General features: G+C 56.0%; 32 protein-coding genes. 2 read left to right on the top strand and 30 right to left on the bottom strand.

Annotated elements, in window-relative coordinates:
• Positions 1-12: 12 nt before the first annotated feature.
• The 16 genes from MUG09_RS11195 to MUG09_RS11120 all read right to left on the bottom strand — a co-directional run bounded on the left by MUG09_RS11195 (position 13) and on the right by MUG09_RS11120 (position 14,512).
• On the bottom strand, positions 13-1,818 hold the full coding sequence (locus MUG09_RS11195) for a hypothetical protein (RefSeq protein ID WP_244771511.1): 1,806 nt from the start codon (positions 1,816-1,818) through the stop codon (positions 13-15).
• The gene (locus MUG09_RS11190) at positions 1,819-4,143 is read right to left on the bottom strand and encodes a hypothetical protein (RefSeq protein ID WP_244771510.1); all 2,325 of its coding nucleotides are present in this window, start codon (positions 4,141-4,143) and stop codon (positions 1,819-1,821) included.
• A gap of 224 nt (positions 4,144-4,367) precedes the next feature.
• Positions 4,368-4,817, bottom strand: coding sequence for a hypothetical protein (locus MUG09_RS11185; protein WP_244771509.1), 450 nt, complete (start codon positions 4,815-4,817; stop codon positions 4,368-4,370).
• Between the two features lie 5 nt (positions 4,818-4,822).
• The gene (locus MUG09_RS11180; protein WP_244771508.1) at positions 4,823-5,782 is read right to left on the bottom strand and encodes a phage tail tube protein; all 960 of its coding nucleotides are present in this window, start codon (positions 5,780-5,782) and stop codon (positions 4,823-4,825) included.
• Between the two features lie 18 nt (positions 5,783-5,800).
• Positions 5,801-6,259 (bottom strand): hypothetical protein, encoded by a 459-nt coding sequence (locus tag MUG09_RS11175; protein WP_244771507.1) that lies wholly within the window; start codon positions 6,257-6,259, stop codon positions 5,801-5,803.
• The gene (locus MUG09_RS11170) at positions 6,256-6,774 is read right to left on the bottom strand and encodes a hypothetical protein (protein WP_244771506.1); all 519 of its coding nucleotides are present in this window, start codon (positions 6,772-6,774) and stop codon (positions 6,256-6,258) included. The genes MUG09_RS11175 and MUG09_RS11170 overlap by 4 nt, the downstream gene beginning before the upstream one ends.
• Before the next feature lies 1 nt (position 6,775).
• Positions 6,776-7,321 (bottom strand): hypothetical protein, encoded by a 546-nt coding sequence (locus tag MUG09_RS11165; protein ID WP_244771505.1) that lies wholly within the window; start codon positions 7,319-7,321, stop codon positions 6,776-6,778.
• Positions 7,322-7,390: 69 nt separating this feature from the next.
• A complete protein-coding gene (locus MUG09_RS11160; RefSeq protein WP_244771504.1) occupies positions 7,391-7,639 on the bottom strand; it encodes a head fiber protein in 249 nt (82 codons plus the stop codon).
• Positions 7,640-7,651: 12 nt separating this feature from the next.
• A complete protein-coding gene (locus MUG09_RS11155) occupies positions 7,652-8,836 on the bottom strand; it encodes a phage major capsid protein (RefSeq protein ID WP_244771503.1) in 1,185 nt (394 codons plus the stop codon).
• A gap of 29 nt (positions 8,837-8,865) precedes the next feature.
• On the bottom strand, positions 8,866-9,594 hold the full coding sequence (locus tag MUG09_RS11150; protein ID WP_244771502.1) for a head maturation protease, ClpP-related: 729 nt from the start codon (positions 9,592-9,594) through the stop codon (positions 8,866-8,868).
• Positions 9,527-10,855 (bottom strand): phage portal protein, encoded by a 1,329-nt coding sequence (locus tag MUG09_RS11145; RefSeq protein ID WP_244771501.1) that lies wholly within the window; start codon positions 10,853-10,855, stop codon positions 9,527-9,529. The genes MUG09_RS11150 and MUG09_RS11145 overlap by 68 nt, the downstream gene beginning before the upstream one ends.
• An 18-nt stretch (positions 10,856-10,873) precedes the next feature.
• The gene (locus MUG09_RS11140) at positions 10,874-12,439 is read right to left on the bottom strand and encodes a terminase large subunit (RefSeq protein ID WP_244771500.1); all 1,566 of its coding nucleotides are present in this window, start codon (positions 12,437-12,439) and stop codon (positions 10,874-10,876) included.
• Between the two features lie 107 nt (positions 12,440-12,546).
• Positions 12,547-12,771: a DUF7678 domain-containing protein gene (locus tag MUG09_RS11135; RefSeq protein ID WP_014271423.1), complete on the bottom strand. Its 225-nt coding sequence runs from the start codon at positions 12,769-12,771 to the stop codon at positions 12,547-12,549.
• A gap of 136 nt (positions 12,772-12,907) precedes the next feature.
• A complete protein-coding gene (locus MUG09_RS11130) occupies positions 12,908-13,087 on the bottom strand; it encodes a DUF5049 domain-containing protein (RefSeq protein ID WP_014271424.1) in 180 nt (59 codons plus the stop codon).
• Positions 13,080-13,526, bottom strand: a complete 447-nt coding sequence (locus MUG09_RS11125; RefSeq protein ID WP_244771499.1) for a gamma-glutamylcyclotransferase family protein — start codon at positions 13,524-13,526, stop codon at positions 13,080-13,082. Before MUG09_RS11125 ends, MUG09_RS11130 begins: the two co-directional genes overlap by 8 nt.
• Positions 13,527-13,606: 80 nt before the next feature.
• Positions 13,607-14,512: an amidoligase family protein gene (locus MUG09_RS11120; protein ID WP_244771498.1), complete on the bottom strand. Its 906-nt coding sequence runs from the start codon at positions 14,510-14,512 to the stop codon at positions 13,607-13,609.
• A gap of 207 nt (positions 14,513-14,719) precedes the next feature.
• On the opposite strand from MUG09_RS11120, the gene MUG09_RS11115 reads away from it, so the two are divergent.
• Positions 14,720-15,469, top strand: coding sequence for a hypothetical protein (locus tag MUG09_RS11115; protein ID WP_244771497.1), 750 nt, complete (start codon positions 14,720-14,722; stop codon positions 15,467-15,469).
• Here the strand turns inward: MUG09_RS11115 and MUG09_RS11110 are convergent.
• From MUG09_RS11110 to MUG09_RS11070, 9 genes are all read right to left on the bottom strand, one after another.
• Positions 15,426-15,674 carry a DUF4314 domain-containing protein gene (locus MUG09_RS11110; protein WP_244771496.1) on the bottom strand — a complete coding sequence of 83 codons (249 nt, stop codon included), beginning with the start codon at positions 15,672-15,674 and terminating at the stop codon, positions 15,426-15,428. The genes MUG09_RS11115 and MUG09_RS11110 overlap by 44 nt on opposite strands.
• Positions 15,675-15,738: 64 nt before the next feature.
• On the bottom strand, positions 15,739-15,984 hold the full coding sequence (locus MUG09_RS11105) for a hypothetical protein (RefSeq protein ID WP_244771495.1): 246 nt from the start codon (positions 15,982-15,984) through the stop codon (positions 15,739-15,741).
• Positions 15,962-16,252: a hypothetical protein gene (locus MUG09_RS11100; protein WP_244771494.1), complete on the bottom strand. Its 291-nt coding sequence runs from the start codon at positions 16,250-16,252 to the stop codon at positions 15,962-15,964. The genes MUG09_RS11105 and MUG09_RS11100 overlap by 23 nt, the downstream gene beginning before the upstream one ends.
• Positions 16,245-16,556 (bottom strand): hypothetical protein, encoded by a 312-nt coding sequence (locus MUG09_RS11095; protein WP_244771493.1) that lies wholly within the window; start codon positions 16,554-16,556, stop codon positions 16,245-16,247. Before MUG09_RS11095 ends, MUG09_RS11100 begins: the two co-directional genes overlap by 8 nt.
• Complete coding sequence (locus MUG09_RS11090; protein WP_244771492.1) at positions 16,553-16,858, bottom strand: hypothetical protein; 306 nt, start codon at positions 16,856-16,858, stop codon at positions 16,553-16,555. Before MUG09_RS11090 ends, MUG09_RS11095 begins: the two co-directional genes overlap by 4 nt.
• A complete protein-coding gene (locus MUG09_RS11085; protein ID WP_244771491.1) occupies positions 16,851-18,095 on the bottom strand; it encodes a site-specific DNA-methyltransferase in 1,245 nt (414 codons plus the stop codon). Before MUG09_RS11085 ends, MUG09_RS11090 begins: the two co-directional genes overlap by 8 nt.
• Positions 18,085-19,248: a methionine adenosyltransferase gene (gene metK, locus MUG09_RS11080; RefSeq protein WP_244771490.1), complete on the bottom strand. Its 1,164-nt coding sequence runs from the start codon at positions 19,246-19,248 to the stop codon at positions 18,085-18,087. Before metK ends, MUG09_RS11085 begins: the two co-directional genes overlap by 11 nt.
• Positions 19,249-19,282: 34 nt before the next feature.
• Positions 19,283-19,717 (bottom strand): P27 family phage terminase small subunit, encoded by a 435-nt coding sequence (locus MUG09_RS11075; RefSeq protein ID WP_244771489.1) that lies wholly within the window; start codon positions 19,715-19,717, stop codon positions 19,283-19,285.
• Positions 19,718-19,950: 233 nt separating this feature from the next.
• On the bottom strand, positions 19,951-20,067 hold the full coding sequence (locus tag MUG09_RS11070; RefSeq protein WP_244775379.1) for an HNH endonuclease: 117 nt from the start codon (positions 20,065-20,067) through the stop codon (positions 19,951-19,953).
• Between MUG09_RS11070 and MUG09_RS11065 the strand changes: the two genes are divergently transcribed.
• Positions 20,068-20,382: a hypothetical protein gene (locus MUG09_RS11065; RefSeq protein WP_244775411.1), complete on the top strand. Its 315-nt coding sequence runs from the start codon at positions 20,068-20,070 to the stop codon at positions 20,380-20,382.
• Positions 20,383-21,231: 849 nt separating this feature from the next.
• Here MUG09_RS11065 and MUG09_RS11060 read toward each other — a convergent pair.
• The 5 genes from MUG09_RS11060 to MUG09_RS11040 all read right to left on the bottom strand — a co-directional run bounded on the left by MUG09_RS11060 (position 21,232) and on the right by MUG09_RS11040 (position 26,078).
• Positions 21,232-21,642, bottom strand: coding sequence for a DUF1492 domain-containing protein (locus tag MUG09_RS11060; protein ID WP_244771488.1), 411 nt, complete (start codon positions 21,640-21,642; stop codon positions 21,232-21,234).
• On the bottom strand, positions 21,639-21,860 hold the full coding sequence (locus MUG09_RS11055; protein ID WP_244771487.1) for a hypothetical protein: 222 nt from the start codon (positions 21,858-21,860) through the stop codon (positions 21,639-21,641). Before MUG09_RS11055 ends, MUG09_RS11060 begins: the two co-directional genes overlap by 4 nt.
• Positions 21,857-23,230 (bottom strand): DEAD/DEAH box helicase, encoded by a 1,374-nt coding sequence (locus MUG09_RS11050; protein ID WP_244771486.1) that lies wholly within the window; start codon positions 23,228-23,230, stop codon positions 21,857-21,859. The genes MUG09_RS11055 and MUG09_RS11050 overlap by 4 nt, the downstream gene beginning before the upstream one ends.
• Entirely contained in the window at positions 23,211-23,492 is a 282-nt protein-coding gene (locus MUG09_RS11045; protein WP_244771485.1) for a VRR-NUC domain-containing protein, read from the bottom strand. The genes MUG09_RS11050 and MUG09_RS11045 overlap by 20 nt, the downstream gene beginning before the upstream one ends.
• Before the next feature lie 165 nt (positions 23,493-23,657).
• Entirely contained in the window at positions 23,658-26,078 is a 2,421-nt protein-coding gene (locus MUG09_RS11040; RefSeq protein WP_244771484.1) for a virulence-associated E family protein, read from the bottom strand.
• Positions 26,079-26,132: the final 54 nt, after the last annotated feature.

Below are 26,132 nucleotides of genomic sequence, written 5' to 3'. Positions count from 1 at the left end.
TGTATGTGCTCCTTATGCTTCGTAGCCGGTCAGGTCGATCTCACAGAAGAAGACCGTACGCCCGACGCAGTCTGCGTTTTTGATTTCGACACTCTTATGGGCGATTGCCTTTGATGAGGTGTTCCACCGCCCGTCATCGACCACATCGGCACTGAGGCGCTTCCATTGGAAACGCGAGGCATCCAGCGCTTCGGTGATCTCGGTGGTGTTTTGGAAGACGTGGCAGGTTAGGATCGTATCGACCTGCTCGGGTCGGAAGATCGAACCGTTGGATGACTGGATGGATACGGTGTACGACGAGCCGTCTACCCCCGGTAGCCCTGGGGAACCGACGGTGTCGTTCTTGCCCCTGTCGAGCACCTCTAGGTAGGCTGGGGCACTCAGGTCGAATGCCGAGATGCCCACCGCCTCGTAGCGATACACCGCACTCTCATCGGTGAAGGTGCGTGCGGTTACCAGCACTGAAACATTCAGGCCGCTGAAGGCATCGTCGATCAGGCGTACCAGGGTGCCGCAATTCAAGTCGACAGCAGAGAAGAAGGTGTACTGGCTGCCAGCATGGCGGTGGAACTGGCCCAGCAGGTTTGCATGCTCTTGGGCCAAGGTGCGTTCGTGTACGAACAGCAGCTCCTCGGAAAGCAGGTTGTCCGAGTTTTCTCCCTCGTAGATACTGTCGGCAGTCCTGACGATGTTCGTGTCACGCACATAGATGATGTCGGCATACGCATCGAGTCTGGTGATGTGGTAGGTCAGCGTCCCGTTGTTGTGTGCCGCCACCTGCAGGTACGGACCGCCTGCCGCAGCGATGTTGGCGGTGATGTAGCCGCTTTCGGCGGTGAACTCGGTGCGCACGTTCGAGACGGCGATGATGTCGCTCGATCCCACGATATCGATCTCACTAGCGGCGTTGCAGGCTTCGATCAGAGCGGGAGTGCGAAAGCTGTCCGTCTGGGCTTCGGTCCACTCTCCTTGGGTATAGATTTCACTGCCGTCGAAGTGCGCACCACCTTCCAGCTTGAGGTAACAATACGGGTGCCCATCCCCTCTTCCTGTGGTATTGCGGTACACCAAATAGTCGCCTGCCGTCCCTAAACGGGTAAATGAAACCCGCGCACTCTTGTACTGGCGGATCTTCTTGGAAAGCGTGATCGCCTTGCCTCCCACCACAACCAAGTCGTCCTTATCGAGGGTGGGAAGGTTCTCAGTGGAAGTGCAGTCCACCTTGAAGAGCCTGAGGTGTCCCAGTGCATCGAAGTAATGCACATGACCCAGCTCATACACCAATTGGTCCAGCAGCTCGCCGCAGGTTGCAGATCCATCCACGCTTCGGGTGACCGGTGCAGTGAGGGAAATGCAATCCGGTGATACGGTGATGCCCGCTCTTGTACAGATCGCCTCGATCGCCTCGCTGGCCATGCAGTTGAACAAGTGCCTGCCGCTATCGATGAAGGCTTTTCCCAACAACCGCGTGCCGGTGTCCTCGATGGTGATCGCCAGCGCTTGCTTTCCGCTGTGGGTGAGCATCCAGTTGTAGCTGGTCGAGAGATATCCTGTGAACAAGGTCTCTGTGCCGTCGGCAAGTACGGCCTTCACATCGCCTTCTGTGGCAATGATGTCCTCGATTGCAAGGCAAGCCTTATCCAAGAGCAGATCAACCTGATTCGAAGCGCTTTTCAAGCCGGACAGCAGCTGCTGGTGGAAGGTGATCGACCTGCGTGCGATATGCTGTTCGCCGATCGTCTGTACCAAGGAGTGTCCCGCCTCCAGGTCGCCTCCCAGGAAGGTGAGGGTGAGAGAGGGGCTGTGTATGATGCTCATCTAGGTTGTTACTCCGTAGTAGTCCAGCCGCTCGAACTCGCCTCGGATCATCTGGGCGAAGGCGCGCATCCCGTCGCTGCCGACGACCGGCGCCTGCTGGTAGATGTTGATGGTTACTTGCGTCGCTCCCTGATACCCTGCGTTTCCCACTGCCGTGGTGGTGGAGACCGCGTCGGTTGCCACGTTCCCCTGGTCTGCGATCGCATCGATGTTTGCCAGGCGATCGGCAAGACCGCTGAAGGCGTCGCTGGAAAAGGATCCGGGACTGGATGCATAGCTTTTCTTTCTGAACGGGTGCACCAGGTTGTAGGCCGCGGTGGCAATCACGGACCCGAGGTACTGCACCCAGCTTCCGAGCCACGACAACAGGTCCGCGACGTACTGCAGTGGGCTCATGAGGATCGTGAACGCCTTGGCCACCAACAGCAGGATGGGTGAGAATGCCATCATGATGCCGCTGATGACCTGGAAGACCGGGGCAAGGCTTTGCAATACAGGGGTAAGGACCGCCATAAGGATGTTTCCCACCAAGGCGAAGGCTGTGTGCAGCACATCCAAGACCGGCAGGAACAGACTTGCCAAGGTGGTCCCGATCCAGGTGAACACGTCCACCAGCGGTTGGAATACCGCGGTGAGCGCCGGCTCCATCACCGAGACGAACCCTTGGAGGATGGTGAGCAGGATGCCCAAGGGAGAGAGGGTGTTGAAGATGATGTCGATGATCGGCTGCAACGTTGATATGATCGCGGTAACCCCTCCCAGCATCTCGGTGGCCACCATTCCCATAAGGCCTCCGGTGACGTCCCCGAACAGGCCGGTGAACACACTTGTCAATCCTTCACTGAGCATCGAGGCGATCTGAGAGCCCATGCGGGTGTCGGTCTGCTTGGTGTTTTCGGCTGTCTCGGCTGTGGATGCTGCCGTACCCTCGCCACTGGAAGCGATCTGAGAAAGCAGCTTGCTCTGGTTCGCCGCATCGGCCTTCTGGGCGATCGCCTCAAGGTCAGGTGCGACAATCTCATCGAGTGCAGTCTTGAAATCAAGGCCGATATCGCCGTACAGGGAAGAGACCATGTCGGCACTATTGAGCACGACCGTCTGGGCGGTATCGATCGCATCGGTGAGCGCATCACGCAACAGCGGTCCCAGATTCTCGAAGCTCTGGTCGGCTTGCTGCTTGTAGAAGGTCGCCTCATCCTTGCTCGCCTGGGCTCCCATATCAAGGTTTGCCAGCTTGTCACCCAAACCGAAGATCTTTCCCACCCAGGTGCCCTGGATCTTGTCCCCCGCCTTGTTGATCGCATTCTGGAATGCCCCCAGGATCGCACTTTCGATGTTCAACGCGATGTAGGTGACCCAGCTGATGATGCCCACCACTGCATTGCCCAGCAGCTTGGGAATGCTTTCGAACACCGCCTTGAGCATGGCGCTGATGACGATGCCGATATTCTGGGCTGTGGTGGTGATGATCTGCTTGAGCGAGTCCCACTCGAAGGTACGCTTGAGCAGTTCCCACACGGTGGACAGCGTCAGCTTGAAGGCAGAGGGCAGGTTCTTCATCACCGCCCCCACGTAGTTGATGATAGCAGTCAGGTTGGTCTTGATGCCGCTGAAGGCTACATCGAGGCCTCCCAACCACGGACCGAAGTTGTAATCGATGATACCGCCCACCTGCTGGCGGATGTCTCCCCAGGTGTTCTTCATGTTCGTCAGGTGCTGGGCGGTATCCCCATCAGCCATCATTGCCGAGTAGGTACCTAGTTTATCGATCACCTTGTCGACCGCCGCTCCGTGTGCGAGCTCATCCTTGGTGAGGCCATCGAGCTCGATGCCAAGCTTCCTCAGCTCTCCGGTAGCTCCGGTGTACGAATCCAACAGGTTCATCATCGAGCCGTTGAGGTCCTTGCCCGTCACGTTTGACAGATATACCGCAGCCTCGGAGATGCTTTCGATTTCGTCGGCACTCTTGCCCAGCGCGGCCAACTGGGCGACCATGGATTCGATATCGCCCTTGCCCGAGAGGGTCTGACTGCTCAGCCGCTCGACCACGGCGGTAACCTTCTCATACGAGGTGCTGTCGCCAAGAGCAAGTGCGAGTTGCTTGTAGGATCGTTCGGCTACGGAGAACTCGGAGAATGTTGCCGATACTGCATTGCCCAAAGCCTTCACTGAAGCGATGATCGCAGTGGCAGCGAAGGCCCCTTTGAGCACTCCACCCAGTTTGGTTGCAGCACCCTTGAGGCTTCCCAGGTCGGCTGCGGCCGATTTGACAGCCCCTCCGATATCGTTCTGGCCTTTGATGATGACTTTCGCTTGTGCTGCCATACTCGTGTTCCCCTTATGCAATGAAAAAGGCGCCCCATGGACGCCTTGTGATTAGTGTTTTTGTGTCATTTTCTTAGCCTGCTCATGCAAATGCCGCCGGTAGTTGAGCTGGATGAGCTTGAGGATCTGCATGCTCATGTACGGCTGGTCCATGAGGCTGCCGGCGAATGGCAGGTGCCTGAAGTCCCCGCTCTCAGAGTCGCAGCAGGGCAGATAGATGTCGGTTATGTAGAAGAGCCAGTGGCCGTACTCGCGGTAGAGTTCGGCGCTACGCCTTCCGTTGAAGACTTCTGTGCAGAGAGATGCGATCTGCCTCCGCTGGTGTCCGCACGGGAAAAAAAAGCGGCATGGGTGTATTCGTTGACGACCTTCACCGTCAGATCCAGCGACTCGAACACCAGTGAGGCAACTTCGCGGTTGTCCATCTTGCGTTTCGCATCCGCATCCTCGTAGAAGTTGTGATCAACCAGGATTGAGGGAAGCAGGTCGCGAAGTAGGGTGAGCGTCTGGTTCTCCCCCTGCTCGGAGGCTTCCTTCAGCTTGAGCATCTCCAAGGTGGGCAGCTCCTTGAGCACGATGTATGCCTCATCGTCCGCCTCCAGTCCCACCAGTGTTCCCACTTCGATGCGTACCTTCTGTATGCACGTGTCATAATGTTTTGTCTTGATGAACATGGTTCTTATCCTCCGTAGGGTGTGGAAATCTTGTCTGTGATCACGATGGTTATCGGTTCGGCTTCTCCCACACTGAGTGCCTCGCCTGCAACGGTGGAGCTGAGTATGCCCGTTCCCCCGACATTTGCATCCACCTCGCTGATCGCTACATGCGAGAGGGTGATGGTGATGCTGTGCCCTGCGGTAGGGGATGAGAAGGTCAGCTGAACAGAAGCGTTCTCCTCGCTGGTCAGGTACGAACTCTTGAGCGTTTCCACCTCGGCGCTGTAGGGGATCTCGAAGTTGATGGTCACAGCTCTCTTTCCATGCTGGGGCCTGCCTGCATACAGGCCCGAGGCATAGGTACGCGGGGAGCTTTCGAGCGCGTTGTCGATCTTCAACGATGCGCTGGTGATGTCGTACGTGCTTCCGTTGACCGTGAAGGTCGCATTGGTGCACCGGTACGAGGGGATGGAGAAGCTCTTCAGTGCCTCTTCAATGGTTCCGTTCTCTTCAGTGGTCCCCTTGATGTCTATGCTGCCCTTCACATAATCGCCGGCTGCGCAATCCAGGCTGAGGGCGCTGATGGTGCACCCCGCGTAGCGCTTGATTGCCGCCTTGCGGTCGATGGTGAAGGTGAGGCTGGGAAGTGCCTCGTTCACATCGCAAAGGCCGATGGTGTGGGTGTACGATTCCGAGTCTCCCACCTGGGCGCAGGTGTCTTCTCCCCCCAGGGCGGCGTGCAGGATGAGACCGGCCGATTCGGGCCGGAGGATGAAGCTCACCGAGCCCTCCACCGTCACTGCCAACAGATCCCTATTTGATGCGGTCTTGCTTCCCAGCAGCGAGCCCTCGTCACCTTTCTCGACAGCCACCTTGATGCTCTCGCTGGTCAGGTCGACCAGTGTCGTGGGACTGGCCGCTTGGGCGAAGGAGCTTTCCTTGCCCGCCTGAAGCCGCGATCCCGTTCCTGTGTAAAATGCCATATGCGTTTCCTCTCTTGTTTAGAATTCTTTGGACCACTGCAAATCAATGCTTGCCTCGATGGCGGTGACCGTCGTGCTTGCAGTTACGGCAGGGTAGTAGTCCATGTCGGTGATGCGCGCGTCCTCGATGAATCCTCCCAGCGTGGGATCACCTCGTACGAGTAGGTACAGGGCTCCATACAGTGCGAATACACGCTTGACCAGAATCGCGTTGGGTGCACTCTTGCAGAGGAGAAAGATGGTTGCGCGCATGGTGGCCAGGTCGCTATGCATTCCTAGCGGCTCAAGGTTCTCATAATCGGGTTGGATGTAGAGCATCGTGGGGCGCCGCATACTGTCCACATCGGGGAAATCGATCTCAATGTTTTTCTCATCGAAGTGCTCGATGGAAATCCCCTCTTCGCTCTCCTGCAATCCGATCATATCAGTGGTGATCACTGTCTTGAGCCTTTCAAGCACCTGCATTTCAGTTATCATCGTTTACTCTCCTTTTCGATGCGCGCCACCTCCCGCTGCACCAGCTGATCGAGTTTCGTCTTGAAGGCCGTCGTGCTCAGGTAATTCTTCACCGGAGCGGCCACGAAGTCGCGCTCGGGAAGCTTCACCGAGTGCACGCGCACCCATTTGCCGTCCTTTTGGAAGGTCAGATACCCGCCGTCCTTTGCTGTGATCCGAGCTCCCTTGGCCAGCGCGTAGCCGTAGAAGACCTTGGTCTTATCGGAGGCGGCCTTCGCCTCGACGATGACGGCCTTGCCGCTACGGATCACGCGGCGGCTGATGCTCTTGTACAGCGCCCCACTACCTTTGGAGAGCCCTTGGGACTTGTAGGCCTTGCGTACCTGGGCTCTTGCGGCCGTGCCGATGCCGCCCAGGATACGTCGCATCGCCTTGTGCCGATTTACCCCGAGGGATTCGAGGTACCCTAATGCTTCAGCCAGGTCTGTCTCGACCGATACGCTTTCGGTGCTGTACCGTTTTCGTCTCTCAAACATGTCAGAACCCCAGGATACGCAAGCTGTCCAGCGGCTGCAGGTACTTGCGGTAGTTGCTGTAGTTGACGAACGTGCGGCTGTTGTCGGCGAAGCTCTTGCCTGTCAGGCCGATGTTCCCCCCGGTCTCGCTGAGCATGAGCGTGGCGATGCGTAGGATCGAGACGACGATCACCGAAGGCATCTGCCCGATTTCCCATCCAGCGGTGTAGCTGAGGCGGATATTGTCCTCGCCAACGGGGAACTTTGTGGCGTAGTCGATGTAGCGAATGTGGTCGTCGCATGCGGTTACTAGGGCAGTGTCCACAGCGGTCGTTCCTACGGTGAGCGCTTGGACAGCGGTGATGTTGCGACAGGGTAGGTACAGGCGACGGGAGCCCGAGCCCGAGGCAACCACATCGGTATACTCCTGCTGCTTTGGATCGAAGCCCAGGTACGAGCTCACGATATCCTCGGCAGTACAGAGGAAAGCGCCCTTGAGCTCTACGGCCTCAGGAGAGTCCTCATAATTGCCGCTGTAGGTGTTGAACATGGCGATACTGGCGATCATGCGCTTCCTCCATCATCAAGGTGATGGACACCCCAGCTCTCACCGGGATGCCCCCATAATCGTTTACTATCAGCTGGCCATGAGACCCGCACTCCTGAGCTTAGCCAGCAGTGCATTGAAATCCAGCACCAGCTCTTCGATGGTGGTAGCCGTGCTATCTGCTTGGCTGGCAGCGGGGGTGAAGTTTCCACCGGGCAGCCCTTCGATGACTGCCGCAGGATCGATGGTTACCTTCGCATTCGCAGCGAGGATCACCTCGCCGCCGATTACAGTTTTCTCACCGCCTTGCTCGCGGTAGTTCTTGGTGTTGTATGACATCAATTACCTCCCTTAGGCTTTCTGCTGCAGGACCTTGACGGCCTCACCGAGGATCAGGCGCCCATCCACACGTTGGCTTCCCAGGAATCCCACCTGCCCGGTCGGGGCGAACAGTTCGCCAAGACGCTTGAAGGTACGTCCCTGGCGGTCGGCGATCCAGTAGTACGAGAAGTCCCCGAATGCCAGTGTCTTGGCTCCACTTGCGATTTCGGGCATGTAAGCCGAGGTCTTCACCGGACAGCTGAGGATGGTGTCGGGGGTGCCTGCAGTCAGCGAAGGCTGCCAGATGTACTGCCCGTTGCCGTCCTTGAGCTTGCGAAGCGCCTTGACGGTGGCATCGTTGGTCACCCACACCGCATTCTTGCGATACGGAGATCGCAGTGCATAATACAGATCGATGACTTCGTCGGCATGCAGGGCGGTTGCGGAAGCCGCGTTGACGCCGATCTGCGCCCCTCCGGTGGCCGCGAGGATACCCAGAGGCTTGCCCGATCCGTCCCCGGTGAAGAACGCTGCCTCTTCCTTGGCCCCGATGCGGCGGGCGAACTCGGTGGCGATGTAGCTCTCGATGTCGAACACACTGTCGTTGATGAGCTCCTCGGAAACTTTGATGATCGTACCCAGCTTGTAGGCGCTGATGCTCACCTGCCCGAAGCTGTCATCGCTCTCAGGATACGTTCCCTCCTCGTCGATCCATGCCGCCTCGCCCTTGGATGCGGAAATGGGAATCTTGCGATCGCCGCTGGCAGTCTGGATGATCCTGGCAATTGAGCGGAACAGGTTCTCCTCCTCCAGTGCCGTTACGAGGGTGTGTTCGAATTCGTCGGGCACCAGGTAGCCGCCTTCGGTGTCGGTTCCCACCTGCAATGCGTTACGCAGTTCTGGTGCGTTTTCGCGGCGCCTGAGGTGGTTCCAGAATGCCTTTCGATACTCGTCCGAAGCTCGTCCAGCTTTCTTCTCAGCCTTCTGTGCTCCATCGGGGCGGCTGGTGATGGGAGAGCCCACGTGTGCGTTCAGCTCGCGCTCGAATGCCTCGATGCGCTCCTGGCGCTCGATCTCGTGGCCCAGATCCACGATCTCGGCCTCCATCCTTTCGTATGTCGCGGTATCCTCGGCGCTCAGGATGCCCTTGTCGTTGCGCCTGGAGTCGAGGAATGCCTTTGCCTGTTCCCAGGTCTTCGCGCGCTGTGCACGCATGTCGTTGATCTTTCCCATTGTGTCTTCTCCTATTGGGGTTTGATGAGATTCAGTCGTTTCTCGAGCTCGTTAAGCCCGGTTGTGCCTTCCTCAGGTGGCTCCTGGTCTTCTGCGATTGCATAGGTTTCGGTGATCTTGTTCATCAGTGAGAGCTGCGAGGTGCGCATCGAGAATGCATACGATGCCTCATTGGACGCTTTCTTCGCGTCCTCGAGGATCGCATCGGCGAAGCCCAACTCGATGGCCTTCTTTGCATTCATCCACGTCTCGTTGTCCATCAGGTGGCTGATCCTCGCCCGGGTGAGATTTGTCTTGATCTCGTAGGCATTCACGATGCTCTCTTTGACCTCATCGAGCATGCCGATGGCCTTTTGCATGTCCTGATGGTTGCCATAGGCGAGCGTCATGGGGTTGTGGATCATCATGAGTGCGGTGGGTGCCATCAGGACCTTGGTGCCCGCCATCGCGATGACCGAAGCTGCGCTCGCTGCGATCCCGTCGATCTTCACCGTGATTGCTCCCGGATAATCCATGAGCATCGCGTAGATGCGACTCGCTGCGATGCAATCCCCACCGGGGCTGTTGATCCAGATGGTCACCTCGTCGTTGTCGGCGAACAGCTCATCCTTGAACTGCTCGGGGGTGACATCATCATCGAACCAGCTCTCCTCGGCGATCGTGCCCGAAAGCTCAAGGATTCTCGCTCTGCCTTCGTCTTCGCTCTGGTTTTTCCATTGCCAGAACTTCTTGTTCTTCATTACTCTCCTCCTGGGATGTGTTGGTAACCTTGTCTGCGAATGCCCCTGCCCGAGAGAGGGGGAGCATGTTTCCGTTGATGAGGTAGAGGTTCCCCCCGTCCTCGTCGGCTATCTGGTCCATGTCCTCCAGCGTTCGGATATCGTTGGCACTCATCCAACCGTTCTGGCGTGCGGTGGCATACCCGCCCATGCGGCTCTGGTAGTCGCCACGCAGCAGACCCTCGACGTTGAAGCGAAAGAAATGCGTCTGCTTCTCATCGGAGGCCAACAGTGCTCGCGAAAGCGCCTGCTCCCAGCGGATGACCCACGGGTCGAGTGTGTACTTGACGAACTCCAGGGACTGCTGCTCGATGTTGCTGAACGAGGACTTCTCCAGGTCCCCCACCATGTGAGGGGGGACGCGGAAGATGCGTGCGATCTCGTTGATCTGGAACTTGCGTGTCTGCAAAAACTGCGCCTGCTCGGGCGAGATCGAGATGGGGGTGTATTTCATTCCCTCTTCGAGTACCGCGACCTTGTGCGAATTGGAAGAGCCGCCGAATTGGCCTTGCCACGTATCGCGCAGGCGTATAGGGTCCTTCACCGTTCCCGGATGCTCCAGCACCCCGCTTGGGGCAGCCCCGTTGGCGAAAAACTTCGCCCCATACTCCTCACAGGCTATCGCCATACCGATGGCATTCTTTGCCATAGCAATCGGCGAGTAGCCCACCAACCCGTCAAAGCCCAGGCCCGGGATGTGCAACACCTCTGAGGCGTCCAGAACCACCGAGTTTCCCTGCATGGTGGGAGCGTCCTCGGCGCTGGTGGTGTATTGGTAGTAGAGCTTGCCACTCTTGTCGCGGTCGACCTGCATGCGGTTAGGCATCAGCGGATAGAGCGCGGCAACCTGGCCCTTGCCGTTTCGGATGATCTGCGCATACGCATTGCCCCAGAGCAGCAGGTGGGTCATCAGCGTCTCGCGGAACACGAAGCTGGTCATCTCCGCATTGGGCTCGCTGTGCAGCAGGGTGTACAGCGGATGATCCTTGGCCTTGTGTTTGCTCGAGTCATCGTCGTGACGGTAGAGGTGTAGCGGCAGTCCTGCGATCGCCTCGGCGAGGATTCGCACGCATGCATAGACTGCGGTCATCTGCATCGACGATCGTTCGTTCACCGCCTTGCCGGATGTCGATCCTCCGAAGAGAAAACTGTATGAGGACCCGCTGGTCCTGTTTTGCGGTTTGTCACGCGTTCTGGTGACAAGCTTGGATAAGAGTCCCATATGTGTATCTCCTGATTCCTAGATGAAGAGGATGCCTCGGTCCTCGTAGACCGATTCGCGCACTTCGTTGCCGCACCTGATCGCCCGGTCCAGTGCCATGATCGTGGCAACCGCGCCGTCGATCTTCTCTGTGGACTTCTGCTTGTCGGGCTTGATGTTCCCAGCCGGGTCGGTGCGAATGAAAATGTTGTCCATCATCCAGCGGAGCACCGGATGGCCTGCATGTGCGATACTCCGCCCCAATACCAGCTTCATCAGCTCCTTGGTCGGGGGGCTCATATCTTTGAATCCCTGTCCGAAGGGCACCACCGTGTAGCCCATGCCCTCAAGGTTCTGCACCATCTGTACCGCTCCCCAACGGTCGAACGCGATCTCTCGGATGTTGTATCTCTTGCCGAGCTCGCCGATGAAGGCCTCGATGAAGCCGTAGTGGACCACGTTGCCTTCGGTGGTCTGTACGTGGCCGGTTCGTTCCCATACGTCGTAGGGCACATGATCACGCCTCACACGCAGGCCCAGGCTGTCCTCGGGTATCCAGAACCAGGGGAGGATCACGAACTTGTCATTTTCATTCCTGGGTGGGAATACGAGCACGAACGCAGTGATATCGGTGGTGCTTGAGAGGTCCAGTCCCCCGTAACAGACCCTGCCCTCGAGCTCCTCGGCATCGACGGGGAAGTTGCACAGGTCCCATTTCTCCATCGGCATCCAGCGCACCGCCTGCTTGACCCATTGGTTGAGCCTGAGCTGACGAAACACGTTCTCCTCGCCCGGGTTCTGCCTTGCGCTGTCACAGGCCGCCTTCACCTTCTCGAGGGTGATGGTATGCCCAAGCGACGGGTTGGCTTTCTTCCATGTCTTTGTATCGGTCCAGTCGTCGTCCTCTTCTGAGCCGTAGATCACCGGGTAGAAGGTCTTGTCGTGTTTGCGACCTTCGATGATGTCCTTGGCCTTCTGGTGCTGCTCGTAGCAGATGGAGTGCTGGTCGGTGCCTGCGGTGGTGATCAGAAAGAACAGCGGCTGGGCCCTGGCATCGCCCGAGCCCTTGGTCATGACATCGAAGAGCTTGCGGTTGGGCTGGGTGTGCAGTTCATCAAAGACCACCCCATGGATATTGAATCCGTGCTTGGAGTAAGCTTCGGCGCTCAGCACCTGATAAAAGCTGTTGGTCGGCAGGTACACGATGCGCTTGGTAGCGGCGAGGATCTTGACGCGTCGATTCAGCGAGGGACACATGCGCACCATGTCCGCTGCCACTTCGAATACGATCGATGCCTGCTGGCGGTCGGCTGCACACCCGTAGACCTCGGCGCGTTCCTCGAAGTCCCCGCAGGTGAGCAACAGCGCCACCGCTGCTGCAAGTTCGCTCTTTCCGTTCTTCTTGGGGATCTCGATGTAGGCGGTGTTGAACTGCCGATATCCATCATTCTTGACGATGCCGAACAGGTCGCGGATGATTCTCTCCTGCCAGGGAAGCAGCTTGAAGGGCTTTCCCGCCCAAACCCCCTTGGTGTGGCAGAGGCATTCGATGAACCCAACTGCACGGTCGGCCAGGGTCTTGTCGTAGGTTGATTCCTTTGCCATGAAGGGTGTAGGAGTGTATTTCTTCGGTTTCGGCATAACTTATTTCATTCCTCAGGGCAAACAAAAAGGACCCGGCGTGGGTCCCTTCAAGTGGTGGGTACTTGTTGTCAGTTGTATGTTTTCTTCAGGCTCACAAGGGCCTGCCTGGTATCAGTGTCACGTGGCCTGATGTCCCAGCCGCGGTCATAGTTGCATACGACGTTGCCATTCCTCTTGAGCATCAGCTTGGAGATCCTGCCCTCGTCGATCCCGTATTCCGAACCCTCCCCGTACACCTTGATACAGTAGGTGAAAACGCTCTTCCCGATCTCCAAAGTTCCTTCTCTCCACATGCTCTTGCCTCCGTGTCCGTTTTGTTGGTGTATATATCCCTCAAATCGGAAACTATAGCAACCTGTTACAGAGCAATAATTTGAAGAAACACACTACTGGTGCAGAGTCGGGTATGACACCTTGTGAAGGCTCCTGTCATCCTTCGCCTGTGAGTATGAAGTGAGCGTATTCCCTTGTGTTGTCCCCATCAAGGTAGTCGACAAGTTCCGTAAGTCCCATCTGGGAGGCGATCCACTGGACCGCCCCCGTGTTGAACATGTTCGTCAGACCGCTGTCACGTACCTTGAGGATCTGATCCCTTATCTGCTCAGTCATTGGCGGCCTCCATCGATTCCATAACCGCCTGCTTGAGGATACCTTCATCGAAGCCACAGTCGTAGTAACCGTCAAGGATGGTCGAGTAATAGTATGCATCCGGCATCGCCAGCGGAGGTCCTTCGTTCATGACGTAGGCCATCGCCACCAACTCATCACCGTCCAGATTCACCATCAGCTTCTTCTTGCGATACAGGTGGGGGTGACCCTCGTAGCGGTCCAAGGCCTTCTCGCACTTCTCGGTGATCTGCCACAGGAGCACAGGAACCCTTGCTCCTCGTTTCATCTCGATGGTGGCCACGCCAGTATGTCGGCCTCCCCGAAACAACAGCTGATAATCGTGCAGTACTGTTGTTCCGATGACTGCGGCATCGGGGCATCGCTCTCCCATCTGTTCGAGGTTCAGATTGCTTCCATAGGCCAGATAGACTTTCTTCATCGTTGTTACACTCCTTCACTTGGTCTTCTACCACCCCAAGGGCGGTTGTCCCGCCCTCAGGTTGCAGATCCGTCGCCCTTTCAGGCGGCAACCCGCCGTCTCCATGCGGCGGATCCGGTGAGGCGCTTGGTCAGGTGCTCCCGGCAGGCTTTGAACTCGTCGCCGATGAAACCGATGCGGTTGAGGTATGTGCGCATCGCAAACTTCTCGTTCTCGGCTTGGGGCTTCTTGGTGCTCGCCGAGCTTTGTGAGAGTGCTTGGCTGTTCAGCGCGAGGGCAAGGACGATGTAGCTTCTGACCTCTCCGGCATGGAGGGTGCTGTTGAAACCGCGTAGCTCGACGGTTTTGTGGCCGTGGAAGAATGAGTGCAGGTTCAAGAAATGGTAGCGGCTTTCGTGGTAGTGAGCATCCCGGTTTCCCCGGTAGCCTTCGTACCAGATGCTCTCGATCTTGGCGAAGGTGGTCGGCTTGGCTCGGTTCATGGTCGCCACGAGGTGCTCGTCCATCCTCTTGCAGTACCGTGCCCGTGAAGCCTCTATGCCGAGGGCTTTGTAGAACAGGTCGTTTCGGGCGTAGATGATGTTCACGAAGTTTCTGATCGAGCGTGGTGTGTGGTCCTGTCCATCAAGGTGGATGTGGATGCCGCAGGAGCTGTTGGTGAAGGCCCCGGCCTTGCGCAGTGCCCTGATGACCTCCTGCAGGTTCTCGATGTCAGCCTCGTAGGTGAGGATCGGGCTGACCAACTCGACGCTATACAGGCGTGATGCACTCTCTTTGATCCCTCGAGTCTTGGTTTCGCATCGAATGGATCCGTCATAGGTGAACTTCCATGTGCGGCCATCGAAGGTCTTCAGTTCGTAGGTGTCGTAGTAGGAACCACCGTAGAGCAGCTCTCCACCGAGGACCGTCTGGGCAGCCAGGGCTGCGTCCTTGCGGGTGATGCCTGTCATCTCTATCTCGATTCCGAACCGTGTTGTCTTTTCCATGCCGTCTACCTCTCTTTGGTGTGTTTTTCTTCGTACTGTAGTAATCACTCAAAGAGGGATATATAGCAAGTATATATAAGCAAATAAGATACACTATTTTAGTATTATGAATGGATCGAATTTTTGTTGCCTTTTTACGGACCCTGTATGACAATGCATGAGGTTCCCAACCCGGATTCCATACCAGAAACAACCTAGGAGATCCTCTTGAGCAACACCAATTCGATATTCACGATGCATGATGTGCCCGTTTTCAGGGCACTGGACAGTACCAGCATGAAAACCTTCCAGCTTCTCATGGGCTGCGGTACGATCGACCCGGTCAATCCATCGCTCTTCGTGCTGGGCTTTGGGAGGACCGAACATCTGTATGAGGCTGACATGCTCGTCCTGGAGCTGAGCCCGCTATCAGTGCGAGTGATGGAGGTCGGCAAGGCAGCCCTGGGTGATCTTCCTGCCTTCGAGATGAACCTCGAGCCTCTGTTCGCCCTGATGGGACCGGCCTGTCCGTCCCTTCTGCTCTCGCCTACGATGCTGCCTCCGATGATCGTGGAGAAGCTGTACCATCTGTACTTCCGTTCACGAAACGACGGCTGGCGGCTCCTTAAGGGTGTGAGATGCTATCCGGGTAACCCGTTCAAACGAGTGAGAAGAGAGCTTGGGGCACGATACAATGCCTCCGGCCCATTGAAGGACCGAAGGCTGGAAAGAGATGAGGCAACGGAACTGGCATCGCTGTTGCTTGAAAAAAGGGCCAGCGATATGGAATGGAAGACCTTCATCCTCTCATGGGGCGACGCCGCCAGCAATGCACTTGATGAGGATCCGTCGACCCTTGTCATGAGCCTTGAGGATTTCCTTTCCCTTTACGACGACCTTCAGGAAACCTGCCGTCTCAAGTGGAAAAGGCACACTAGAAGATCTTATGCCGGGGGATCTCCTCACCCGGTTTCCTGACCATGTCGACACCCGGCACCACACCCAGTGTCGAGCCGGTCTCCCAGGCAACGTGCATGGTCCCAATGTCGTCCACCTGGATCACGATTCCCTTGGTCCCCTTGGGTGGGGCTTGCTCGTCATCCATGTGCACCAGCTCAACCGTACATCCCTTTGGGTATTGGAGTTTGAGTACCTCAATTCGTTTCTTGTTCATCTCATCCATGGTGTACCCTCCTTGTCAGGCTGCATTGATTGCCTAGGTTTCCACTAATAGCAAGTCCCATACCCTAAGGTTTTGACAACGCCTCCAAGATAAGGCCGATCTGGCGCAGGTATTGCTTGTAGCGGTGAGCGAAAAGCGGCAGTTCGTTCTCCCCGTAGTACAAAAGCTTGTCGGCATCCGTCTCCGATATGCAGTACAATCCATTCTGGTATGTCCAGTTCAGGGTGGGGAAGGCCGGGATCGTTGGAGCCTCGGGTGCCATCGAGACCAGGACCTGGCGATACGGGTCATTCTCCTCTACTGTTGGCACGCTCGTGCAGCCGGTTGAGACGATCAAGACGGCCGGCAGAATCACCGCTTTCAGGAGGTTCGATCTTTTCAGGCGGTTTTTCTTGGGTGATGGTGGTGATCTTCTGCTGTACTTCATCGATCTTCTCCAATTCCTGTTCTCTTTTCTTTACCGTAAACTGGGCTTGCTGGATATCCTTTTTCAGGTCCTTGGTCTTGTGTGCCTGCAATCGTGTGATCCCCAGCAACCCAAGGATGATGAGGATGAGCATCTGCATGATTTCATTCATCGGCTTTTCTCTCCATAAACTTTTTGACCAGTGGTTTCCAGAATGCCATGCACGCAGGAAGCTGCAGCAGGTAGATCACAATGGTGTACAGGACCACCAGGTATGGCGTGGGGTTCAGGCCGCCGTCCATGCCGGTCCCCGCAACGATGCGGAATGTCACATACCCCAGGAGCGCCGAGCAGGCGAGGGCGACCAGCTTGATCTCGTTCTCGCTTGCCCTGTCACGGCGAAGGCCTTTCTTGTAGAGCTCCATCACCAAGCCTAAAAAGGCGGCGAAGGCAAGTAATATGGCACTGAGGATCATGTATGCTCCCCCTTGCTCCCAAGCAGCGACAGGAAGTACTCGTCCATTTTTGCTTCCTGTTCCTCCGATTCCCCGTTGATCTCATGGGTCCTCAGCGACTTGAAGATGACCTTGTCGTTTTCCAGGGCCATCACCAGTCCCATCTGGATCCTGCTGATGGTGGTCTTGATTTCCCTGAGGTCCTTGGCATAGGCAAGCCTGTCGTCGCTTTTCTTTGCAAGACGGTTGAGCAGCCACAGGACGATGCCCCCCGAGCCGAACAGGCATACCGAAAGGGTGGTGACGAGGGTGATCTCATCCATCCTGGGCCTCCTGGGAGGCGACTACCTCATAGGGGTAATCCAATCCGTCGCGCTGGACGGTCACCCCTGACGTCGAGCCGATGAGTTCGATGTAGCGCCTGACGATCACATCGCAGTACTTCTCATCCAGCTCGATGGTGGCACAGCTCCGTTCAGTCTGCTCACAGGCGACCAGGGTGCTTCCGCTGCCGCCGAACGGGTCGAGCACCAGCGTGTTGCTCATCGAGGAGTTCATGATCGGGTAGGCCAGGAGGGCCACCGGCTTCATGGTAGGGTGTTCGCCGTTCTTCTTGGGTTTGTCGAATTCCCAGATGGTCGATTCCTTGCGCCCGGTGTACCACAGGTGCTTGCCTTTCTTCTTCCATCCGAAGAGCACCGGCTCGTGCTGCCACTGGTAGGGCGAGCGGCCGAGCACCAGCGACTGCTTTTTCCAGATGCAGGTGCCCGAGAGGTAGAAACCCGCCTCACTGAAGGCCTTACGAAAGTTAAGTCCCTCGGTATCGGCATGGAATACGTAGATGGAGGCATCGTCGGCCATATGAGAGGCGGTGTTGGTGAAGGCATCGAGCAGGAACTGGGCGAAGGCCTCGTTTGCCATATTGTCGTTCTTGATCTTGCCGGCCGAGCCCTCATAGTTGACGTTGTACGGCGGGTCGGTGACCACCAGGTTCGCCTTGGACCCTGCCATGAGAAGGGAGAATGTCTCTGCCTTGGTGCTGTCCCCGCATACCAGGCGGTGCCTTCCCAGTTTCCACAGGTCCCCGCTCTTGGTGAGCGCGGGCTTTTCCAGTTCTGCTTCCACGTCGAAGTCGTCGTCGTGCACGCCCTCGGCTAGCGAGTCCTTGAACAGGTCGTCGATCTCGGCCGGGTCGAAGCCGGTGAGCGATACGTCGAAGTCCAGACCCTGCAGATCGGTTATGAGCAAGGCCAACTTGTCCTTGTCCCACTCGCCGCTGATCTTGTTCAATGCAATGTTGAGGGCCTTCTCCTTGTCCTCGGAGAGATCCACGACCACGCACTCGAGCTCGGTATGCCCGGCGTCCCTGAGGATTTTCAACCTCTGGTGGCCCCCAACGACCCGGCCGGTGGTCCTGTTCCAGATCACCGGCTCCACATAGCCGAACTGCTCGATCGAGCGCTTGAGCTTCTCATACTCGGCATCACCGCTCTTGAGGTCCTTGCGCGGGTTGTAGTCTGCAGGCAGCAGCTCATCGATGTGTTTCTGTTCAATGGTCATGATCAAGTTCTCCCTTGAGCGCCTCTATATACCGTTCGCTCACCTGCTCCCATGCAAAGAGGGAGTTCCCGAAATGGCCGTAGCAGGAGGTGAGGTTGTATATGGGACTGCGAAGCCCCAGCTCCTCGATGATGTCCTTCGGCTTGAGGCTGAAGACTGTGCGGACAGCATCCGCAAGCTGCTCATCGTCGATATTTCCTGTAGCGAAGGTGTGTACATGTACCGCGACAGGTTCGGCCTTTCCGATTGCATACGAGATTGCTACCCCGCAGCGTTTGGCAAGGCCGGCGGCTACGATGGTTTTGGCGATCATGCGTGCCATGTAGGCACCGCTCCTGTCGACCTTGGTCGCATCCTTGCCGCTGAAGGCACCGCCTCCGTGCAATGCCAGACCCCCGTAGGTGTCGACCATGATCTTGCGGCCTGTAAGGCCGGTATCGGCAGCAGGCCCGCCCTCGACGAAACGGCCGGAGGGATTGATGAGGATGCGGGTGTGTGCATCGAGAGGGAAGTGACTGAAGGCAGGCTCGAGCACCTTTTCGATGAGCTCTCCCTTGAGGGTGTCCAGGTTCTTGTCACGCTCATGCTGGACCGAGACGATGACGGCGGCAACCCTGACGGGAATGCCATCATCGTACTCCACCGAAACCTGGGCCTTGCCGTCGCTGCGGATACCCATGATGGTACCGTTCTTCCTGCACTTGTCCAGGATGCTGCATATGCGGTGAGAGAGTTCAAGCGGCAGCGGGATGCAGGTGGGTGTCTCATCGGTTGCATATCCGTAAACAGTACCCTGGTCCCCGGCTCCCAATTCATCCACCTTACCCTCGGCCTCCCTGATCTCAAGGGCGGTATCGACGCCACCTGCAATGTCTGAACTCTGGTTGTGGAGGAACACGCTGATGGTGAATTCCTTGGGATTGTAGCCGCTCTCGGAGAGGGCCGTACGTACTGTTTCGCGAATATTGACCTTGGTGCGGCTGGTGATCTCACCGGCGACGATGATCCGGCCCTTGGTCGCCATGACCTCGCAGGCCACGCGCGAATATGCATCGCTGCTTAGGCAGGCATCGAGTATCGAATCGGCGATATAGTCGCACAGCTTGTCGGGATGTCCTTGGCAGACACTCTCGGATGTGAGGTGGTTCTTCATGTTTGAATTCCTTTGGTTGTTTGATTGTTTTGCGCTACCGGCGTGCGGTGAGCAGTCGTTCCATCAGGTCATCCTGAGGGTTCGCTCCTTGGTATGAGGTGGCGTTGTTCTCCTTCACGATCTGGAAGATCTGGTACCAGATCTGGTTGACCTGCTTCATGTATTCGCGGCTCATCGCCACGTAAGGAGAGGCTATCGCAGCACCTGTAGTAGGGTGCTTTGCGAGGAAGCCGTACTCACTGACGGCCATCTCGCACTGGATCCATCGGGCCACCGCCATCGCGTACTGGTGTATGATCTGGCTGCTCACCAATTCTTCGCACCGCCTGGCTTTAAGCCAGTCCCATGTCTCCTGGTAGACCTCTGCGGCATCGAGCTCGATACCGCTTTTCTGGGTCACCGTCATGTAATACTTGGCCGGAGGCATGTCCGCGCCCTGCAGCTCGGGAGCCTCGGGCAGCTGAACCACGCGGGCGTCTCTGCCCTCGTGGATCTTCTCTGAGAGAGCCTTGCTTTTCCTCCCTGCACCGACGCGGGCACCGCCACGGTTGGTACCGTCCTTTGCCATGTTGCACCGCCTTCGATTATGAGGGGGTTAATACCCCGTTTGAATTCCCGTTTTTACGCGTGATTGCCCCTGCCTGTTGTACACTACATATGGTGTAGAGATTCAGATACCCCTAGGGTTGGCGCTACTAATAGTTACCTTTTAACGTTCCATCGGTCTCTCTGGCGCCCGTGGAGGGCTGAGTGGCACCTGTTGCATAGTGCCATGAGGTTCTCCTCGTCATCCGTACCACCATATCTAGTGGCAGTGATATGATGGGCAACCGTCGCTCGTGTAAGGCGTCCCTCTCTCCTGCACAGCTCGCAGAAGGGATGCCCTTCAAGGAATGTTTTCCGGGCCTTCCTCCAAGAGGATCCGTAGCGCTTGTGGGTGCCGGGATCTCGTTGGTTGCGTTCGTAGGTGCTCGCAGCCTCTTTCGCATGCTCCTCGCAGTACCGACCGTCGGTGAGATGTGGACAGCCTGGGTGGCTGCACGGTCGCTTGGGCTTGTAGGGCATGAGGGGTACTCCTTGGGGCAAAAAGAAAGCCCGGGAGGAATTCCCGAGCTCTCGATTGGACTTGTCTGAGTGTACAGTAGCGTACAAGACGAACTGAGCACAACTGTTATTTTCTGATATTTTAACGATTGGGTTTCATACATATCGTGAACATTCCAGCGCAGTTCATGCACCCTGTGATAAAGGCACAGCACCTTGCTCGCCTAGTCCCCACAATGGAATCAATCTTGCGGTTGAGTCTTCTCCCTGTTTTGTGTGGTTTAGGCTGTGAACGTAACGTAAAAGGCCTCCCCAGCGGTACCCTCGGGCGTTACCTGCCAAGAAGAGCCCTTGTGGCGTGACGATCCGAATGGCGTGCCGAACCACAGGCAAAACCGGAGAGGCTCCGCCACCGGGGCTCAAACCGGCCAAAACCCTAAAAAGGTAACGTAAAACTGGTGCTACGCTACCACTACGTTACCCTATCCATGTGTTATCATTGAAAGCAATTAGAAAGAAGAAAACTCTAGGTAACGTAAGTAACGTAAAATTGATAAGCTCGTATAGGGAAAAAAAGAAAGTATACTCCCACCCGCCATTTTTCACCTGTGGCGTGGCGTGTGGCACCCTCATGTTTTTTTTCTCCTATAGCATGGGTATATGTGAAAAAACCGCGTTACTGCGTTACCCTACCTGTTGGAGGGCGAAGAAACTCTCACCCGACTCAAGAAATTCCGAGCAATCATCCTCAACATCACCCAGCTCGATATTGGCACACACCACGCGGGTGTTCACGCCGTTTACCCTTTTCTGCAGCTGATAAGTGCTTTTTGAAGCGAAGGAATACGCTCTCCATCTGATTGAATGACTGCATGGATTGTGTAGTGTGGTGGGGTGCGAGCCTCCATAGTGGATTATTGAATCTCATAGGAGGATCCGTCAGGATCCAGGAACCCTCACCAGGGCCAGCGCCTTCCGGTGCAGGTGATAGATGTAATCCTGGCTATAGTTCAGTTGGGATGCGATCTGGTCCCAGCCTAGGAAGGTGATGTAACGCATCTCCAGCAGCGTCTCGCACTCCATGCTGTTCACACTCCGGATCGCTTCAGCGATTTCAGTCTTCAGTCTCATTAACTGGGCAATGCTGGTGTTGATTTCATTTTCCAGTTCGGTGATCCGTACCACCGCCTCCTCCACGGGAGATCGACGGATCGACGGAGCCTTGGCCACCTCTGTGAGTTTGGGGGATACGTAGACGGCATGGCTTTTGAGCCAATCGAGCTGGCGTTCCTTGGTCTTGATGCGTTTGTCCAGATACCATGCCTGCGACAGATATTCCTTTGCTTTCATGCTCTTGCCTCCTGTAGGTGAATCTTGGTGAAGTCGGGGCTGATCTCGCACAGGAGTTCGAACCACTTGCTCTCGAAAAACCTTTCAATCTCATCCTTGGTCGCCCATGCGTATACATAATCGGGGTTGCTCTCCAGCTGGGATACCGCCTTGTGCCAGTCGGTGACTGCACGTTCCACGATGGCCGCTGCCAGATGTCTCATACTTGCCTCGGTCATCGGCTACCCCCTGTAAGTTCGGCCTTCACCGCCTCGATCAGAGCATCCTGGGTTAGTGCCTTACCTGAAAGAACCTTTATGATGCGCTCATCGATGGTATTCTCGGTGATGAGATGTTGGACCACCACCGTCTCGGACTGCTGCCCTTGGCGCCACAGGCGCGCCACCGTCTGCTGGTACAACTCGAGGCTCCAGGTCAGGCCGAACCAGATCAGGCAGTTGCCACCGCTTTGGAGGTTCAGCCCATGCCCAGCGGATGCGGGGTGGATCAACCCGACCGGGAGTTTTCCCTCATTCCACTTTTGGAGGCTTTCGCTCGTATCCAGAGTTGAAAACGACACGCCAAGCTTCTCCAGCCTCCCCGCAATCCGCTGAAGGTCATGCTTGAACCAATAGGCCACCAGTACGCTTTGTCCGTTTGCTGCTTCGATGAGGTCCTCCAATAGATCAAGCTTTCGGTCATGGATGCCGATCGTCGCCCCATCGTCGGTGTACACAGCCCCATTTGCCAGTTGCAGCAGTTTGCCCGACAGGCTTGCTGCATTGGCAGCCGTCACTTGTCCGCCCGAGGAATCCAGGACCAGATCTTTCCTTAGTCTCTCATAGACCATCCGCTCCTCATCACTGAGGGTAACCTTATACTCATTGGTCATGAGCTCGGGCATCCTGATATGGTCCTGAGCCTTCATAGAGATCGTGATGTCTTCGATTGCCTGGTAGATCCTTTCCTCCGCACCGTGGGCGGGTTTATAGCTGAACACGATCTGTCCATTGCGTTTGTCTGGGGAGAAGTACGCATCACGGTAAGCTCCGATGAACCTGCCTAGGCGCACACCTTTGTCCAACAGCTTGAACTGGGCCCAGAGGTCGATCAGGCCGTTGCTGGCCGGGGTTCCTGTGAGCCCTACGATGCGCTTTACCACGGGACGGCGCTTCATCAGAGCCCTGAAGCGCTTGGAGCGGTGGTTCTTGAACGACGAGAGTTCGTCGACGACGACCATGTCGAAGTCGAAGGGCAGGGTAGTCTCCTCAATCAGCCACTGAACGTTCTCGCGGTTGATGATGTACAGGTCAGCCTTGCGCTCCAAAGCAGTAAGGCGCTCGGCGGTACTTCCCACGGCCACTGACGGAATCAAATCCCCAAGGTGATCCCATTTGCCGATTTCCGTAGGCCAGGTATCCCGTGCAACCCGAAGGGGCGCGATGATCAGTATTTTGCGTACCAGAAACGAATCGAAGAGGAGGTTGGAAAGGGCCGTCAGGGTGATGACCGTTTTGCCAAGTCCCATCTGCAGCAAAATCGCTGCTACGGGGTGTTGCTCAATAAAGTCGCTCGCATACTGTTGGTAGTCATGCGGTGTATATGTCATTGATGATCTCCTCTATCTGCTCTTTTGCATCCAGCACGTATGCCTTGAATCCCAGGGCCCTCAACATTTCATGTCTTACCAGTTGGAGTGCCCTCATCTTTTTGCCTGGGGCCTTCACTTCCACAAAGCCGCACCGCCCATCGGGCAGCAGCACCAATCGGTCCGGCATCCCATCGAAGCCCGGGCTTATGAATTTCACAGCCCGACCTCCCTTCTTCTTCACAGCCTTAAGCAGCTGCAACTCGATCTCTTTCTCAAGCATTCCAAATCTCCCTATGGAACGACGGAACGACCGGAACAAGAATTCCTATATATTTATACGCGTGCGTATAGGCGTCTCCATGTTTCCCATTCCCTCTGTTCTTCCTCAAAAAGTCTTTTTGGTATATTCTTGTTCCATCGTTCCAAAACCTTGAAAACCTGCATTCTAGAATGGTACTTCGTCGTTTTCTTGTGGAACGAGCTCTGGAACAAGCTTGGAACGAGCTGATTCTTGTTCCACATCCTGTAGAACGAAGGCTCGCTGCTTGCCATAGATCGGGAAGTACATCGTTCCATTCTTCGTTCCACAATATTTGGTCCAACCTCCGATTTTCTGCATGATGGCAGTGATGCCATATGAGTCGTTCTTGCTGATCGTAGAGGGGTCCTTTGCATAGCACTCGCACCAGATTTCCATGTTGCATACAGCCGTTCGTCTGACAGTTCCCTTGGCCACCATGCCGCTGCCCCTCTCGGAGAAATATGCGCGCCGTTCGTACATGTCCATCGCATCCCAGTTCTCAGGCAACAAGGTGTCGAGATACTTTCTGACAAGACCTTCGCGGTCATCAGTTTCCATGGCTTGAGTCTGGACATCCTCTGCCTCATACAGAAGATCACCTTCGAGGTAGAGTCTTTCCCCCGCTTCCCAGATGGACTTGGCCTCTGCCCAGAATTGTGATCGGAATTCCTCGGTGCATCGCCAAGTCATTTTATGGCGTGGCTGGTTGGACTTGACGATCCAGTATCGTCGGTTCCCGGTGACATCCCGAAGGTATCCATGTTCCCCGTTGACCGTCGCGATGATCACACATTGGCGGGGATGGCTTTCGACCGTCCTGCCATAACTTGGACGATATTGATCGTCCGAGGTTGAGAAGAATGCCTTGACCTTCTCAATGTCGGCCTTCTTCATTCCTGCAAGCTCGCCTATCTCCACAATCCAGAAACCCTGCAACTTCTCAGCAGCCGACTTGTCATTCACATCGGTCAGGGAGAGGGACTCTGAGTAGTAATCGCTACCTACCAGATCCTTCACGATCGTACTCTTGCCGATTCCCTGTTCGCCATCGAGTACGAGAACGCTGTCGAATTTGATTCCCGGGTGGTAGACGCGGGCCACCGCTGCAGCAAAGGTTTTTCGGGTTATCGCCCGCGTGTATTGAGTGTTGTCGGCTTTCAGAAAACGAATGAACAGTTCTTCGACCCGTGAAATACCATCCCATGGCGGCAAGCAATCCAAGTAATTACGGATGGGGTGGAACCGACGGTCATCTGCGACCTTTGTGAAAGCGACATCATGGTTGCGACCAGAGAACGCGAGATAGCGTGAGTCGATGAGAGATTTCAATTGGGCCGTATCAGCATCGCGCCAGAAGTGGTTTCCTATAGGCCTGCCCCAAGGCATCTTGGAGGTGACTTGGATGCGTCCCGCCATTTCGTTGAAAGCGAAGCCGGTGAAATCAGGATCGTTGTTGAGGATCAGGTTGAGGTTCCATACGCTGTTCTCCAACAGGCTACTTCGGGGCATGTACCGCAGTTGTTTTTCCCAATCCCCCTCGGGTGCAAAGTCGGCATCAGCCTCCGCACGGCGCTCCTGGGTAATCAGCAATTTAACCCTTTCATCCTTGCTGGCATGCTCGGCCATCGCGTTGAAGGATTTCTTCGGATCGTCATCCCCAAAGCGATGGATCCTCACCAGATCAAACGCATTGAGGAGTTTGCCTGAGGCGGGATCGGTAGCATGATGTGAGTAGGCGAATTTTTCATCATAGATCACCACGCCGGCACTGGAATCGGCAGGGATATAGTCATATCGGCCAGGGGTAATTGAGGGTTCATAGATATCTGAAAGAAACTGTTCAATTGCTCCCTGTATAGTGTATGTCCGACAAAAAGCTCCAATCACCCCCGGTTTTTTCAGAGGGTCTTCTGCATTTCTTCCCGTGGCATTATGTACTGTACTTTCTCGGCTGGAAGTAGGAAGAAGTGAGCAGTCGTCCCAATGCGGGTGTGACGCGAGGTAGGCATCCGGATCAAGCCATTGCCCATCGGTCTTCAAGAAAATAAATTCTCCGTTTGATGGAGTGGTTGGCCAATACATTAATTGGTGCGGGCGGTAGGAACATTCATCGAATTGGTCGATTCCAAGACTATCGGTGAAATAGCGTGCGATCGCGATGTACTCATCGGGTGTGACATCACGGACCATCGGTACGATGATCCTCGCTCGAGGAGCCTCAGTGGTATGTCCGTGCGTGGTATAAAGGCACGCTGCGTATGCACAAGAGGTCTTGAATGATGAGATTAACTCAGGTGTCGCATGATCGGCATCAAGAGTGAGCATGGAGCGGCTAGCTACGGATTCCCGTTTTCTGCGGTTATTCCTTAGCTGTCCTCCGACGAATCCACCTTTGTCCTTGATGCGGTCGCGCTCTGCTTTCAACAGCTTTGGGTATTCCTCCACTGATTCTGTGGTGCGTATGGTTTCAGACAATCGCATGCAGAGTTCATCGAATGTCGTGGTCTTGTTTGTCCAGGTTTTCGCATAACAGCTGTTGCCATAGGCTATGGGTAGGTTACGCATATCGTATCCTCCTTGGTAGATAGGTAGAGAGTTTTCATGACGAATAGACACTCC

It is taken from the genome of Sphaerochaeta associata, assembly GCF_022869165.1.
GTDB classification, from domain to species: Bacteria; Spirochaetota; Spirochaetia; order Sphaerochaetales; family Sphaerochaetaceae; genus Sphaerochaeta; species Sphaerochaeta associata.
The sequence above is the reverse complement of the archived record's forward strand: the minus strand, read 5'-3'. Positions and strand labels throughout refer to the sequence as shown.